15 protein-coding genes are annotated in these 12,846 nt (G+C 44.2%); 3 read left to right on the top strand and 12 right to left on the bottom strand.

Translation table 11 applies throughout. The annotated features are described in order from the left end of the window. The first annotated feature begins 4 nt into the window (after positions 1–4). Entirely contained in the window at positions 5–676 is a 672-nt protein-coding gene (gene yrfG, locus N473_RS10345; protein WP_063361952.1) for a GMP/IMP nucleotidase, read from the top strand. 300 nt (positions 677–976) lie between these two features. On the opposite strand, the gene N473_RS10340 is transcribed toward yrfG, so the two are convergent. From N473_RS10340 to N473_RS10330, 4 genes are all read right to left on the bottom strand, one after another. After that, the gene (locus N473_RS10340) at positions 977–1,690 is read right to left on the bottom strand and encodes an alpha/beta fold hydrolase (protein WP_081221082.1); all 714 of its coding nucleotides are present in this window, start codon (positions 1,688–1,690) and stop codon (positions 977–979) included. Further along, entirely contained in the window at positions 1,687–1,893 is a 207-nt protein-coding gene (locus N473_RS10335) for a hypothetical protein (RefSeq protein ID WP_063367852.1), read from the bottom strand. The genes N473_RS10340 and N473_RS10335 overlap by 4 nt, the downstream gene beginning before the upstream one ends. Next, positions 1,881–2,012 (bottom strand): hypothetical protein, encoded by a 132-nt coding sequence (locus tag N473_RS26870; RefSeq protein WP_269202335.1) that lies wholly within the window; start codon positions 2,010–2,012, stop codon positions 1,881–1,883. The genes N473_RS10335 and N473_RS26870 overlap by 13 nt, the downstream gene beginning before the upstream one ends. Before the next feature lie 236 nt (positions 2,013–2,248). Then, positions 2,249–2,869, bottom strand: coding sequence for a dUTP diphosphatase (locus tag N473_RS10330; RefSeq protein WP_063367851.1), 621 nt, complete (start codon positions 2,867–2,869; stop codon positions 2,249–2,251). Between the two features lie 119 nt (positions 2,870–2,988). Here N473_RS10330 and N473_RS10325 point away from each other — a divergent pair, with 119 nt between their 5' ends. After that, positions 2,989–3,615, top strand: coding sequence for a peroxiredoxin-like family protein (locus N473_RS10325; RefSeq protein WP_063367850.1), 627 nt, complete (start codon positions 2,989–2,991; stop codon positions 3,613–3,615). 50 nt (positions 3,616–3,665) lie between these two features. On the opposite strand, the gene N473_RS10320 is transcribed toward N473_RS10325, so the two are convergent. From N473_RS10320 to N473_RS10310, 3 genes are all read right to left on the bottom strand, one after another. Continuing rightward, positions 3,666–6,002, bottom strand: coding sequence for a fatty acid cis/trans isomerase (locus N473_RS10320; RefSeq protein ID WP_063367849.1), 2,337 nt, complete (start codon positions 6,000–6,002; stop codon positions 3,666–3,668). Between the two features lie 16 nt (positions 6,003–6,018). Continuing rightward, complete coding sequence (locus N473_RS10315; protein WP_063367848.1) at positions 6,019–6,417, bottom strand: hypothetical protein; 399 nt, start codon at positions 6,415–6,417, stop codon at positions 6,019–6,021. Positions 6,418–6,522: 105 nt separating this feature from the next. Next, a complete protein-coding gene (locus N473_RS10310) occupies positions 6,523–7,188 on the bottom strand; it encodes an SDR family oxidoreductase (protein ID WP_063367847.1) in 666 nt (221 codons plus the stop codon). A gap of 142 nt (positions 7,189–7,330) precedes the next feature. Here N473_RS10310 and N473_RS10305 point away from each other — a divergent pair, with 142 nt between their 5' ends. Next, on the top strand, positions 7,331–8,077 hold the full coding sequence (locus tag N473_RS10305) for a hypothetical protein (RefSeq protein WP_081221080.1): 747 nt from the start codon (positions 7,331–7,333) through the stop codon (positions 8,075–8,077). On the opposite strand, the gene N473_RS10300 is transcribed toward N473_RS10305, so the two are convergent. The 5 genes from N473_RS10300 to N473_RS10280 all read right to left on the bottom strand — a co-directional run bounded on the left by N473_RS10300 (position 8,067) and on the right by N473_RS10280 (position 12,432). Next, positions 8,067–8,864, bottom strand: a complete 798-nt coding sequence (locus N473_RS10300; protein ID WP_063367846.1) for a VOC family protein — start codon at positions 8,862–8,864, stop codon at positions 8,067–8,069. The genes N473_RS10305 and N473_RS10300 overlap by 11 nt on opposite strands. Positions 8,865–9,045: 181 nt before the next feature. After that, complete coding sequence (locus N473_RS10295; protein ID WP_063367845.1) at positions 9,046–10,233, bottom strand: beta-ketoacyl-ACP synthase; 1,188 nt, start codon at positions 10,231–10,233, stop codon at positions 9,046–9,048. 112 nt (positions 10,234–10,345) lie between these two features. Then, on the bottom strand, positions 10,346–10,792 hold the full coding sequence (locus tag N473_RS10290; protein WP_063367844.1) for an acyl-CoA thioesterase: 447 nt from the start codon (positions 10,790–10,792) through the stop codon (positions 10,346–10,348). Between the two features lie 440 nt (positions 10,793–11,232). After that, positions 11,233–11,499, bottom strand: coding sequence for a phosphopantetheine-binding protein (locus N473_RS10285; RefSeq protein ID WP_063367843.1), 267 nt, complete (start codon positions 11,497–11,499; stop codon positions 11,233–11,235). Between the two features lie 216 nt (positions 11,500–11,715). Further along, positions 11,716–12,432, bottom strand: coding sequence for a beta-ketoacyl synthase chain length factor (locus N473_RS10280; RefSeq protein WP_063367842.1), 717 nt, complete (start codon positions 12,430–12,432; stop codon positions 11,716–11,718). Positions 12,433–12,846 lie beyond the last annotated feature (414 nt).

Genomic DNA, 12,846 nt, shown 5'->3' with positions numbered 1-12,846 from the left:
GCCTATGCTAAATTGGTCAAAAATCGATACCGTCTTGCTCGACATGGACGGCACCCTTTTAGATCTCCATTTTGACAACCACTTTTGGTTGGAGATCATCCCTAAAGCCCATGCACTCCGACAGGGCCTTACGCTCGAACAAGCTCGCGCAGATATTCTTGCCAGATATGAAGCCGTAACAGGACAAATTGAATGGTATTGCCTTGATTACTGGCAAGCAGAACTTCAGCTACCGATTATGGAACTCAAACGCGAAGTGGAGCACCTCATTTCGCTCAGAGAAGATGTGCCAGACTTTTTACAGGCGCTCAAAGATGCAGGTAAAGAATTAGTCCTACTTACCAATGCACATCCAGATAGCTTAAGCCTTAAAATAGAGCGCACCCAGCTCATTGGTACACAATTCGATGGCTACTTGGACAAGATCATTTCGACACATGAATACGGTGTCAGTAAAGAAAGTCAATCTCTTTGGCAGCAAGTGCAAGCAGACCTTGGTTTTGATAAGTCTCGGACTTTATTTGTAGATGACAGCTTAAGCGTATTAGCTGCTGCGAAAGAATACGGCATTGGCCACTTATTGGCGATCAATAACCCTGACAGTCAGCAACCTCCAAAAGAGATCACTGACTATATGGCCATCAGTGACTATCGTACACTCTTACCCATTACATAACTTGCGCTTAATCACACGAGAATAAGCCATAGTACTGTGGCTTGGCGAAGTCTAGATATTCAGCATCTAGACTTTTTCATATTGCCTGAAACAGACTCGCCGACTACATATCGCTTTCATTTCAATATCATGTATTTACCCATCAGCTGTAGACTTACACCTATCCTGTTTAAGCTAGGCTGCTTAACTACCCCATATCTTCGCATACAGTGTTCATGACAGCGTACCCTCTGCCTTTGAGGATACACGACAATATGCATTTAAAGATCATCAAGGCTAATAGGCTATGTTTTTGTCCCTTTAACCTTTAGCTGAATAAAATAAATTAAGTCGCTCAGCAAGTGCTTCTGGCTGCTCCAATGGCACCATGTGACCACAATCATTGAGTACCGTTAGCTGTGCATCAGGTAACAGCTCTGCCATACGCTTGAGGTCTTGCCAGGCTACTTTCCGATCGTCTCGTGCCGCAATGATCAATACCCGACACGTTAAACTACAAAGCCTCGTACTTAAATCCTCTCTATTAGATGTTTCTTGCACTTGGTTCAGTAATGTAACACCTCCAAGCGTTTTATCCATCGCTTTGATCACCTCAATAAGCGCCTCATCTTGCCATCGATTTGAGCCAATAAATTGTTGTATGCGACGGGTAGAGATACCTGAATATGGGTTTGCTTTTAAAAAATTGCGCATCGTATCCCGCGCTAGCTTTTCACCCTTGTTCAAGCCAAACGCACTGCAAGCAATTAGCACCAAGGAGTCCACGCGTTCAGGGTGAGCTAATGCGTACTCTAGTGCCAAGTAGCCGCCCATTGAAAACCCCAGCAAGTGCCCTGATGAGGGAAGTTCATTACCAATTTTTTCTAACATATGTGCTCGAGTAGCACACTGCTCTATGGCGATATGACTTGGCTTTATATGCGCCCTCAGTAAAGGCGTAAGCCGCTCCCATAACCTGTTATTACACTGTGTTCCCGGCACCATCGCTAGGCGCTGTAATTTCAAACCAATCATCCAATATCCATAGTGAAGTGGTGTAGTTGAAGCACTTGACCAGCTAGGCGCACTGCCGCAGGTTGATCATCCTGTGAGGGCAATGTCACACGTACAATACCTTGCCTATCAAAAGCAACCCCCTGATGTGCATAGATGTCTTTTGGTCGCGTCAGCCCTGCACAATTGCGGGCTTTCCCATCACCACTTGCTAAGCACCACACACAGTCCAGCCCAAGTTATGCATAGAGAGCGCCTGTTGCTCAAGCAATAGGACTACCAGTATTGCTTGTTCATATTCATCCACTTTGTATACAAAATACGGATCATTCTTAGATATCATGGGCTTCTTGAGGTGCTACCAAACAATGTCGTCACATTATGTTATGAAAGTAATATTCAAAGGCATGTCAATTGTGCACTACGTATTTATGGCCCGCAAAGCCCGTAGTATAACGCGCAGCCACATTATGCCATTTTGATTGTTTTCACCATATAAAGCCGTCAGCAACCTCTCAACAAGATCGCTGACTAGGTGGCAACGCGTGGCGAGCGCCCTTTTGTTACCCAGTGGATAGTTTATGCAGGATAGCGTGCCTGTAAGCCGCTGTATACTTGCTTAGCAAAGTCTGGATGCTCAGTGTCTAGACTTTTGACTATCTCCACCAAGTGCTCATTATCCTCTTTGCCATCCCACTCTTTGATGTAGGTACCCTCTTTATAACCGTGATCTTGACGGAAGAAGTTCAACGTATTTTTACCCACATACCCTCGATATAAGTCGTCGATACTCATACCTATTTGCGTCATGCATCCTGCAAATGCTGCCGCATTGAATGCTTTGTCGGCCACTGCACTGGCTGCCAACAACTCAAGCGTTTGTTTGAAGTCATCGGCTTGGCTTGGAGCTGCAAGCTCTTTATCTAACTGCTTTGCTAACTCTTCAAATGAGGTTTCGCCATCAATGCGCAGCGATAAACCAAAATGAAAAATATCTACCAGCTCTAAGATCACCTGCTCTGTGTCTGGCGTTTGTTTTTTCCACCACTTCCAACCGTAGTGGTCTAACATTTCTGCGCACTCGACCCAAATTGCTCGATACCATTCAAAACCTTGACTAAACCATTGCTCATGCACCTTGGTATTCATCGCATTTTGCATTTCCAGCATCACCACCAGCTTTGTGATATTTGCAGACATATTCGCTCTCTTTGACCTGATAAATTATAAAAGTTACAGACAATATCATACCCGAGCGAAAGCCTTTCGTCACTTTGCCTGTCTATTAACACTGACTATTCACTTTTATCGAGGAACTTATGCAAGTATTACTCTTTGCTTTACTGTTAGCTGTGCTACCAAGCGCATCTGCGGCCACTGTCACCAACATCAGTAATTCACAAGAAACGGTGGCGCCGCTGCTACCGGGGTTAGACGCACCAGCGATGACATTAAAAAATAGTCAGGGTAAAGCGGTCGATTTAGCCAAGCTATATCAAAGCAAAACGACCCTCGTGGTCGTTTATCGTGGCGGATGGTGCCCATACTGTGTGCGCCAACTAAACGGGATCCAAAAAATTGAATCTCAACTCGCCAAGTTAGATGTGCAAATCGTTGCTATTTCACCCGATTCACCGCAATCTCTTGCTAAAAGCACCGTAGAGTCACCCAATTATATGCTGCTTTCTGATGCTGAGCTGGCTTATTCTCAAGCACTCGGGTTGGCTTACTACTTGGATGATAAAACCGCGAAAGCATATCGCAATAAGCTCGGTGTGAATTTTGTTGACCTTGATGGCAAGGACAGAGTGGCACTGCCTGTGCCAGCAGTCTTTGTTATTGATAAGCAGGGCTTAATTCAGTTCCAATACGCTAACCCTAATTACAAAGTACGTTTGGATGAGCAAGTGTTACTCGCTGCTGCAACAGCGGCCAGTAAACTTTAAAAGAGGCTGGAAGTGGTGACAGCAGCACAGCTGCCACCACTTATTTATCTTTATCTATTCTCTAGCCGGTTATAATCAAATAGACCAAACTCAACACCTCGCGCCTGCTGCGCAATCTGATGCAATAAGTCACTATACTGCCAAAACTGAGGATGCGTGCGTCTGATCCCAAACTGCGCTTTTAACGCCTGATAGCTTGCTTCATCCGAGACCAGCTTTAACCCCTCACTAAACGCTGCCATATGCGCTTGATTTGGCAAATACCAGATGGCTTCTGGATAATCTCCAACAAAGCCTGGTAACAGGGTCACATAATCCTCTTTATAAGCTCGCTGGCCTGCTTCATTCAGTAAAGATGAGATATTAAAGTGGGCATTGTGGCGCAACAAAGTATAGCCCTTGAGTTCACCCAACTCGTCATTTACCAAAATAAACGTCACTTGCGGCAATGTATTGATGGCTTCAATGGGTAAATGATTCAGTATTTTTAGCGTATCAGGGACTGACGTGTAATCATACTCCGTATGCAACACAGGCCTTAAGTACGCTGTCAATTTGTCATAGAGCTCACCCTGTGGGTCTTGACTATGATACTGAATATGACTCGGCGCACCCAATAAGCTCTTGCGATTAATAAATTCACTTAAGCTCAAATGAGAATTTCGATACCAGTGCTGTTTAATCGCTTGGCGGTGGCTTTGTGGCAGTAAGTTCAGGAAATTCTGTTCACCTTCAAGACGTAAAAAGTCCATATACAAACGGGTGATCAACTGATGACCTATGTTGCCATAGACATCAAACCCAGCCACCAGAAGATAGTGAATGCGTTCGAACAATGCATAATCCAGTACCCAAGCAGTTTTAGGCTGCTGCCCTACAAATCCTTTAACGACAGTGGCACTGTTAAAGTGTCTGAAAATAGTCAGCGCTGCATTGGGATTATGACCATCTCCTTGCCAGATTAAGTTTAAGTCTAACTTACCACCTTGATTAAATATCTCTTCCGACAATCGTGTTTTTGCTTTCAAGTAATCGCTCTGATGTTTGGCGTATTTAGCCCAGCTCGATAGCGGCAATGCATTGCTCTGCTCAGCCGCAGGCAATAGCAAGTCATCATCATGCGCCATCAAGAGTGCTTCGACAGCAGGAGACGCATTTTTTTCAGGGTCAACAAAGGTTACCCAGAAATGATCATTAATCACGTTAAGGGCGATTTGCCCCCTACATACAGGGCCTTTAATGAAACCTTTTACGATTAGCTCAGCTTCATCCAACATAAACTGATAGCGGGATTTGACTGGAATTGCAGCAAACGTCTTAAATGGGTTTGCTGCAAGTTTTGGTTTATACCCAGGTAACGCCGGTACTTGATAATCACTGCCAATAAATTGCGCATGCAAACGCGCCATTTTTTTATCATCTAACGCGAGCGGAAGATGTGTTTTTGATAATATCGTGCTGCGCTCATGTAGCAGACGATAGTACACTCTCGACACTTTTGGATCATCAAAGGGCCGAACTGTGGCAATAAGTTCTATCGGCTCTCCTGGCGGGGTTTTAGACCTCACTAATTTAAAGAAGTCCGTTTGACTGTGGTCGCGAAAATAGATATTGGCCAGATACCAGTGCTCATAAATATATCGAGCAGCTAACTGATATTTATTCCCTGACTGATTTAGAAAAGCTTCCCACTTATTTACCTGCGCAATCACGGATTCAGCAGGTGCTGGGGCCTCGCTCATTAAGGCGCCTTGCTCTAACCAATTTTGCAGCTGTGCATACTCTGTCGAAGTCAATGCGGGCAGTCCATAAGGCATACCCGCATGCGGATTGTCCTTCGCATAGCTGTCGTATTCATCCATCGTCGGGCAAGTTTGCTGCCTGTCCAACGCAAAATCATACTCTTCACCCAACACGGTTTGCTGTGGGAATGCGGTGCGCTGCTTCAGTAGCAAACTGTGATACATCACACTGCCTTGTAAATTAGCATAAGGGGTTTGCACACGCTCATTTAATACTGGGGTAAACCCTTTATCTCGCCACTGCGCAGTAGTCGTTGCATCAAATAAAAGGCGTGTTGGTGGTGTCGCTAAAATACGCGTCCCGTCATATACCAACTCTTTACTGAGTCCACGCTCAATCCCTTGCGGCGAACTCAGCTTCAGCTGACAAGGCGCATCATAACACCCATGACACACCACACAGCGATTGTCTAAGATAGGTTTTACCTGCTGCAAATATTGTGCTCCGCCTTGTCGGTATTCAACCAAACGTTGGCGCGGCTGCTCTGGTCCAAATAAGTCATCATAATGACTGACGCCCAGTACCGCACAGCCACTGAGCACAAACAGAGCACTCGCTAACCAAATAATGCGCTTTTGCAGCATGTATCTACCTCTTTAACTACGTATTTTGCGTTTCGTCTTCGTGTTCATCTTCGTCATCATCAAGGCCTAAATCGAATGTAGGCATCATGTCCACAGGCGGGGAAACAAACAACATGTCTTCACCCAAAGGGCTCAGTACAGCACTGAGCACCGGCCCATGATTTAAGATCAATTGAACCTGATGACCTTCACTCAAGACAGCTGTATAGCTGGCTTCGATATCAGTTAGCTCATAGTGCTCAATGGGAATACTCATATTTTGCTCTGGCGCTGGGTTTTGGCATAAATTCGCCAATAAATCCTCCGTTAAGTTAACCGACAATTGCATATCAGGAGAGTCAATATCGCGTGATTCCAGATGTTCATTTAATTGAAAGAGAGGAAGAGTTAAAGGCGTATTTTGTTGCAGTTCCATACGGGTCTCTGAGATGATTTTTTTGCAATTGTAGCATAGTTCACCTAAGCAGCCCCGAATTACACACAAAGGGTCAAATATATTGACCCTTTCGCTTTAACCTATTTACCAGGGCAGTAACTCGCCATTTGAATGCCAGAAAGAACCAGTGTTAGATAAGGTTAACTCATCAATACGTGTGATCAATCGCTGTGCTGATTCTTGAGCTGAAATATCACCTGCAAAATTAACCATTTGCGTTTGTACAAACCCAGGATGTAGCAAAGCAACAGAGATCCCTTTAGGCTTAAGCTCATGCGCTAAACTCACCCCTGCCGCATTCAGTGCTGCTTTTGACATGCGATAACCAATATAAGCACCGGATCCGTTGTCTTCAATGGACCCCATGCGACTGGTGATCATGGCCACTTTTGCTCCGCAAGCTAATTGGGATTGCAACGCATGCGTCACACGGACCGGTGCCACAGCATTAATGGCAATTTGCGCTTCTACCCTAGAAAAGTCCATATCAGCAAGGCTTTCATTGCTAAAAATACCGGCATTATTGATGAGTATATCAATGCGCTTAGACGCCAGTAATTCAGCCAAGCGCACAACATCTTGCTCTAAACTCACATCAATATTGTCAATAACGTCTACATTTAACGCATCTAACTCTGTTGATGAACGTCTCACTACTGCTGTAACTTGATAGCCCAGCGCCGTATATTGACGACAAAACTCCAGCCCAATGCCTCTATTTGCCCCAGTGATCACTACGTGTTTGGTCATGTTTCCCTCTAAGCTTAGGTCACGATTTACCTTAGTTGTTGGGGCAAGCTCTTCGAGATTCAAGAGAATAATCACACGCAAACTGCGTGCATTTGGAGACTTCTGCTAGGCTTAAACCAAGCAAGAAAGATTAGGAAGCGTTGTGTATCGCTTAATTGCATTGATGTTACTGTGGGTGTGTAATCAACCACTCGCCAAAGAGTTCAACATCAATATCAGTGAAGGTTTGTCATTCCATTTAGCAAAAGAACAAATCGAAGATATCTTCACCCGTATTTATAGTCCACTGGATATCAAACCGACATTCCACTACCTGCCCACACAGCGCGGATTACAGTGGGTCGACAGCGGCCGCTTTGATGCAGAGGCAGGACGTGCCGCAAATGAAATGAGCGAATACTCTCAGCTTGTTGCGGTTCCCACTCCCTTAGCCACAGTGCGACTTGCTGTATTTTGCTTGAAGCCAGAGCTGTGTCATATCAACAATGACAGCGACATTATTACCATTGAAGGGAGTCTGATCACCACCAGTTTTTGCCGGCGCACCAAATTAACTTGCCATGGTGTAAAAAACAATATCTCTGCTTTTCAAGCATTAACACGACACCATAGCCATCAACTGCTTGCAACAGACCACTTTAGTATCGGGTCTTTATGTAGCTCTGGGCTCAATAAAATTTACATGCGCTTATTACCCGCCAAAGGCATTGTTATTCGTCATTATATCCACAAAAAACATCAGGCACTGGTGCCCAAGCTAGACGGCATTATTCAAGGTATGATGAAAAGCGGCGAGTTTGCCGCCTTCATTGATCGTATAAACAATGGATTTGCCAATTGCAATGGTGAGATCATCAAATTACCAAACAGCCCAGCTGCTAGCTTGTGATTTCATCCATGCTTGAAGCCATAATGGAAAATACCGCCCCTTGAGGATCCGTTATCACCGCAAAACGTCCCACTTGAGGAATATCTGTTGGTGGAACACAGACCTCTCCTCCCAATGATGTCGCTGTTTCAGCTAACTTGTCACAATCCAGCACTGCGAAGTACAACATCCAATGCGGAGGGAGCCCCTGCCATTCATCCGTCATTTCCAGCATGCCCGCAACCGGTCTGCCTTGATGACTAAACACCACGTAATCCATGTTTTCCATGGCTTGATGATCAGCTTGCCAACCAAGTAAATTACAGTAAAACGCTTCACTCTTTGCACTATTTTGACTCGCCAATTCATACCAATACGGGACGTTTGCTTCTAGCTCTCTTTGTGTGCCAGTATGCGCACCAGCCTGCCAAAGGGCAAAATGCGCCCCACCCGGTTCATGTAACATCACCATTCGGCCCGCTTCAGGCACATCATGAGGGCCTGCAATGATCTCTGCACCTAATGTTTGCGCACGCTCTGCCATATCATCGACATTATCAACTGCAATATATCCAAGCCAATGGCTGGGTACTTCTGCAGCTTGTTGCTCTGGCATCATCTGATACATCGCAGCAATGTCAGAGCCATGTTTTTGTAGCATGGTATAGAAGCAGCCCTCTCCTATTGGTTGGTCGACATTTTGCCAATCAAACAATTGAGTATAAAATGCTTTGCCAGCCGCCCAATCAGCGCTACAGAGTTCAGACCAACAAAATGCGCCTACCTGACTTCGTTCAATTAATGCCATATGACCAATTCCTATCTGGTATTTAATATGTACAGTTAAGCAGATTTTTTGTCATTCGCAATCATGGTGTTTAGCAACTTCGTGCCATTGTTGCTTTGCCTGTTAAGTCTTAAGCGACAATACCAAAACCGTCGAACCTTCAAATGGTGTTATCTTTTTCTGTACAGTGCACCAGCAGTCATCAGCTCTGCACCTTATCAACTTTGCCAATAACCACGCTGATGTTATTACCACCAAAAGCAAAGGAATTACTTAAGCAAATGCGCGAAGCTTGTTTAGTGACAGACTCAACCAGTTGAATTGGGTGCAGAGATTCATCACGTGGTTTAGTCATTTTATGTGTTGGTAACGGCGTATCAGGATCGGTTAAATGCAACCAACAAAACCCCAGCTCTAATGCACCTGCAGCGCCTAGTGTATGGCCTGTTAAGCGCTTCGTAGAGCTACAAGGCACCGAGTCAGCGAAGAGTGTATACACTGCCCGTGATTCCATTTCGTCATTTTTTTTCGTGCCCGTGCCATGCAGGTTAATATAATCTATATCACTGGGCGTCAGTGTCGCCATTTCAAGCGCAATATTAATAGCACGAATAGCCCCATCGCCACTTGGGTCTGGGGCAGAGATGTGATACGCGTCAGAGGTTTCACCTACCCCCAGCAGCGCCACAGGGCCTGCCTGTTTTGACATCACAAATAGCGCTGCCGCCTCACCAAGGTTAATTCCGTCTCGACTGGCACTAAAGGGCTCACATAAGCTTTGCGATGTTGAGTCTAACGCTTCAAAACCATTGACCGTTAACTGGCACAGTGAATCAACACCTCCACACAGCACAACATCTGCCATATCTGTGTCGAGCAACATATGCGCGGTCATGATGACTTTAGTACTTGAGCTACATGCAGTAGAAATTGTGTAAGTCGGCCCATTCACCCCTAGATACGCCGCGAGAAACTCAGCGGGCGCAATCAGTTCCTGACATTGATGACCATACTCTGCCGGGAAAGCATCTGTTTCCATATAATGCGCGACCGCTTGTTCAGCAGTACCCACTCCCGCAGTCGTTGTGCCAATGATCACCGCCACTCGCTGTTTATCTACGCCCGCCAACATAGTGGACAAAGTCGGCTCTAACTGTTTTATCGCCATTAATGCCAACGCATTGTTACGAGTGCGCTGATATGGTGGGAAAACAGACATATCAGGCAGATGCCCGGTCACTTTGCCAACGTAAACAGGTTGCCCTTCCAAATGTAATTCACGGTCTAAACTTTGATACTCAACTTCCGGATGATGTAAAGCGTGCTTCACTTCGTTTTTATTATTGCCAAGTGCACAAACCACCCCAAAATCATTTAAAAATGTCGTCATCACTTTCACTCAATATTATTTTTCTGCCAGTAAGCTCCAATCACAATGCATTTGTGCCACTGTTATGCGTTTTATCAGGTCAAAACTCTGTCCATCATATCTGTATTACTATCTAGCTTGGCATACTAGATGTCTCTATCGCAGCTCGTAATCTATCGACAAGAGGTTGTGGTGTCATAAACTGCATTGACTGGCTAACCACTTCCACCGCCACTTGCGTCGTCACACCTGTCGTTAACTTTTTACCGGTATCAGCATCGGTGATTACATACGCTATTTTCAGCCGATCTTCATATTCTACTAACTGTGCACAAACATTAATTATTTGACCGAATACACATGAACCAATAAAACGTGTTTGCATGTCGATAATTGGCCATACATAACCAATTTTTTCCATGTTGTCATAACCACACTCGTATGCACTCAATAGCTTACAGCGTGCCACTTCAAAATAGCGGGCATAATTGCCGTGCCAAACAACATTCATTGGGTCACAATCATGAAACGGAATTTCAATTTCTACACTGGCTTCAAGCAACGGCTTAAACTTCCTCATATCACCTCCATCTTTGAGTTTGAATAGCCACTATGGTCTCTTTCCATGCTTATCCGACCTAGAGAGAAGCACATCAACCTTGTCAAATATCATCTCGACAGTACGTGTCAGCTCATCGTAACTAAATTATGTTATGTAATTCGCAAGTCCCCAACATGGGACACTGACCATGAATTGTGCTGTCTCCCATAAAATGAACTGACTAGATGCCGCCATCACAGAGCTTAATTTAATACGTCAAAAAACAATCAATGTAAGCACTCACAATCAATAAAGAGCAATATTAACAAGCTATAAATTTAAATTTCTACTATCGACAGTATCAGCATTGGGCGTCTAGTGGCGTCCATTTTCACGCACGCCGCGCTAAAGCCTTTTTTGCTTGTTGGGTGGACTTTATCGTAATTCATAGTTCATTCGGCAGCCCTCAGAAGTGGACTTTATGCAGGCTCATGGCTGACAATCAAGGCACACAAACTAGTTATAGATGCAAAATGCTGCTTGGTGTTTTCACTATTCGCGTCAATTTTTACGCCATATCGCTTCTTAATAGCCAGACCCAGCTCAAGTGCATCAATACTATCCAAGCCTAGGCCATCATTAAACAGAGGTTCGTCATCGATGATCTCTTCTGGTGAAAGGTCCTCAAGATCAAGGCTATCGATGATGAGTTGCTTAATTTCTAAACGCAGTTCAGTGTGTGTCACTTTTGTTTAACTCCTTTTTATACCCCGTTCAATTCACGCATAAACTAATGCCTCTGGGAGTATGACTATATTCAAGACATAGAACCCAGACCAATATTTAATAAAAGGTTAATCAAAGGTTCCTAATTAGGATACTATCACTGTTTTTTTGTTAACACACTTTAATTTTACTAAATTTGATTCCACCACCAATACATCGAAATCTGTCTGCGCGACCTATGAGTTCAGCCGCTCCACAGTCCAGCTCTGCTTTTGACCAGAGAGGTGCAACTGGGCCTGCGATGTCTTTAACCATTTCGCAAATTCAATTGGGATTGCCGGACTGTCACCATTGCTGGCAGTAAACTGAACATCTCGCGTAAAGCTTAAAGTATGCGGATGAGCGGTGTGCGTATCCTCAATATTGGATAAAACCATGGCTAATGCATAATCATTTTGCTGTTCATCACTATATTGCTGGAACGGCTCGGGCAGGCTTTGGTCAACTAATACAACAACCACTTTATTTACCTGCTTACTCGATAGACGTATATATGCATCAGTCAATGCTGCAAATAGACCCTCTTTACCTGCAGCAATCGAGGTAATAGGTACTTTTTTTTGCATAAATATCGAGTACATACCTGCTACGGCATTATGTACAGATAAGCTAAAACCAGATGGAGAGAGGCTTTCTTTGTTTGCTAAGCTAGTGAGTAATTCGCTGGTTTTATGAAAGTCACCATGCCGACTGGCGAATACTAACTCCCAATCTTCATCTTCTAGCAACCGCTCGTCTAAGTTTAACAAAGCACCTATCGCAAGCTTTGAAAAATTACTTAAACGCCTTTTCTGAATTGGCTTTAATGTGCTGATCAGGTCTTTTAATTCAATTTTCCCTATTTGGGTAGAACTAATAAAAAAACTGTCATCTACTGCGAGTTCAAATCTCATATGACTCTTCCCATATACATGTTCAGTAAGTTTAAATGTTTCTAAACGAGGTATCCTTAACCAATTCATGTTACCTCAATCGATCTGTGCTCGCTATGGGTAATTGGATAAAAAGGTTAAAAAACACGCTGACACAGGAATTTATTAATCCATCAAAATAGAATACTTAATATATTTTATCTATTTTGCGATCGTTTTTTTGTCATCAAGTAAAGTGTAAAAGGTTAGCGACAGTGAACGAAGTGAGCCCGCTCTTTTTGCGCACGGTGAATAACGTGCAAAATGCAACGACAACGAGCGAAGCGAGTACATTCAATTTGCGCAAGGTGATAACGTGCAAAATGCAACGACAGCGAGCGAAGCGAGTACGTTCAATTTGCGCAAGGTGAAGTGAGCCGTTTTAACCACCGCTAA

The sequence above is a fragment of the Pseudoalteromonas luteoviolacea CPMOR-1 genome, assembly GCF_001625685.1.
Taxonomy (GTDB): Bacteria; Pseudomonadota; Gammaproteobacteria; order Enterobacterales; family Alteromonadaceae; genus Pseudoalteromonas; species Pseudoalteromonas luteoviolacea_K.
Note: the sequence above shows the minus strand (reverse complement) of the source record. Positions and strands in the feature narration are given on the sequence as shown.

Coding starts and splice junctions, on each gene's coding strand:
- N473_RS10315 (WP_063367848.1), bottom strand. CDS start 6,417: ATGGAACTGCAACAAAATACGCCTTTAACTCTTCCTCTCTTTCAATTA.
- N473_RS10320 (WP_063367849.1), bottom strand. CDS start 6,002: ATGCTGCAAAAGCGCATTATTTGGTTAGCGAGTGCTCTGTTTGTGCTC.
- N473_RS10310 (WP_063367847.1), bottom strand. CDS start 7,188: ATGACCAAACACGTAGTGATCACTGGGGCAAATAGAGGCATTGGGCTG.
- yrfG (WP_063361952.1), top strand. CDS start 5: ATGCTAAATTGGTCAAAAATCGATACCGTCTTGCTCGACATGGACGGC.
- N473_RS10290 (WP_063367844.1), bottom strand. CDS start 10,792: ATGAGGAAGTTTAAGCCGTTGCTTGAAGCCAGTGTAGAAATTGAAATT.
- N473_RS10295 (WP_063367845.1), bottom strand. CDS start 10,233: ATGACGACATTTTTAAATGATTTTGGGGTGGTTTGTGCACTTGGCAAT.
- N473_RS26870 (WP_269202335.1), bottom strand. CDS start 2,012: ATGATATCTAAGAATGATCCGTATTTTGTATACAAAGTGGATGAATAT.
- N473_RS10340 (WP_081221082.1), bottom strand. CDS start 1,690: ATGATTGGTTTGAAATTACAGCGCCTAGCGATGGTGCCGGGAACACAG.
- N473_RS10330 (WP_063367851.1), bottom strand. CDS start 2,869: ATGTCTGCAAATATCACAAAGCTGGTGGTGATGCTGGAAATGCAAAAT.
- N473_RS10325 (WP_063367850.1), top strand. CDS start 2,989: ATGCAAGTATTACTCTTTGCTTTACTGTTAGCTGTGCTACCAAGCGCA.
- N473_RS10300 (WP_063367846.1), bottom strand. CDS start 8,864: ATGGCATTAATTGAACGAAGTCAGGTAGGCGCATTTTGTTGGTCTGAA.
- N473_RS10280 (WP_063367842.1), bottom strand. CDS start 12,432: ATGAGATTTGAACTCGCAGTAGATGACAGTTTTTTTATTAGTTCTACC.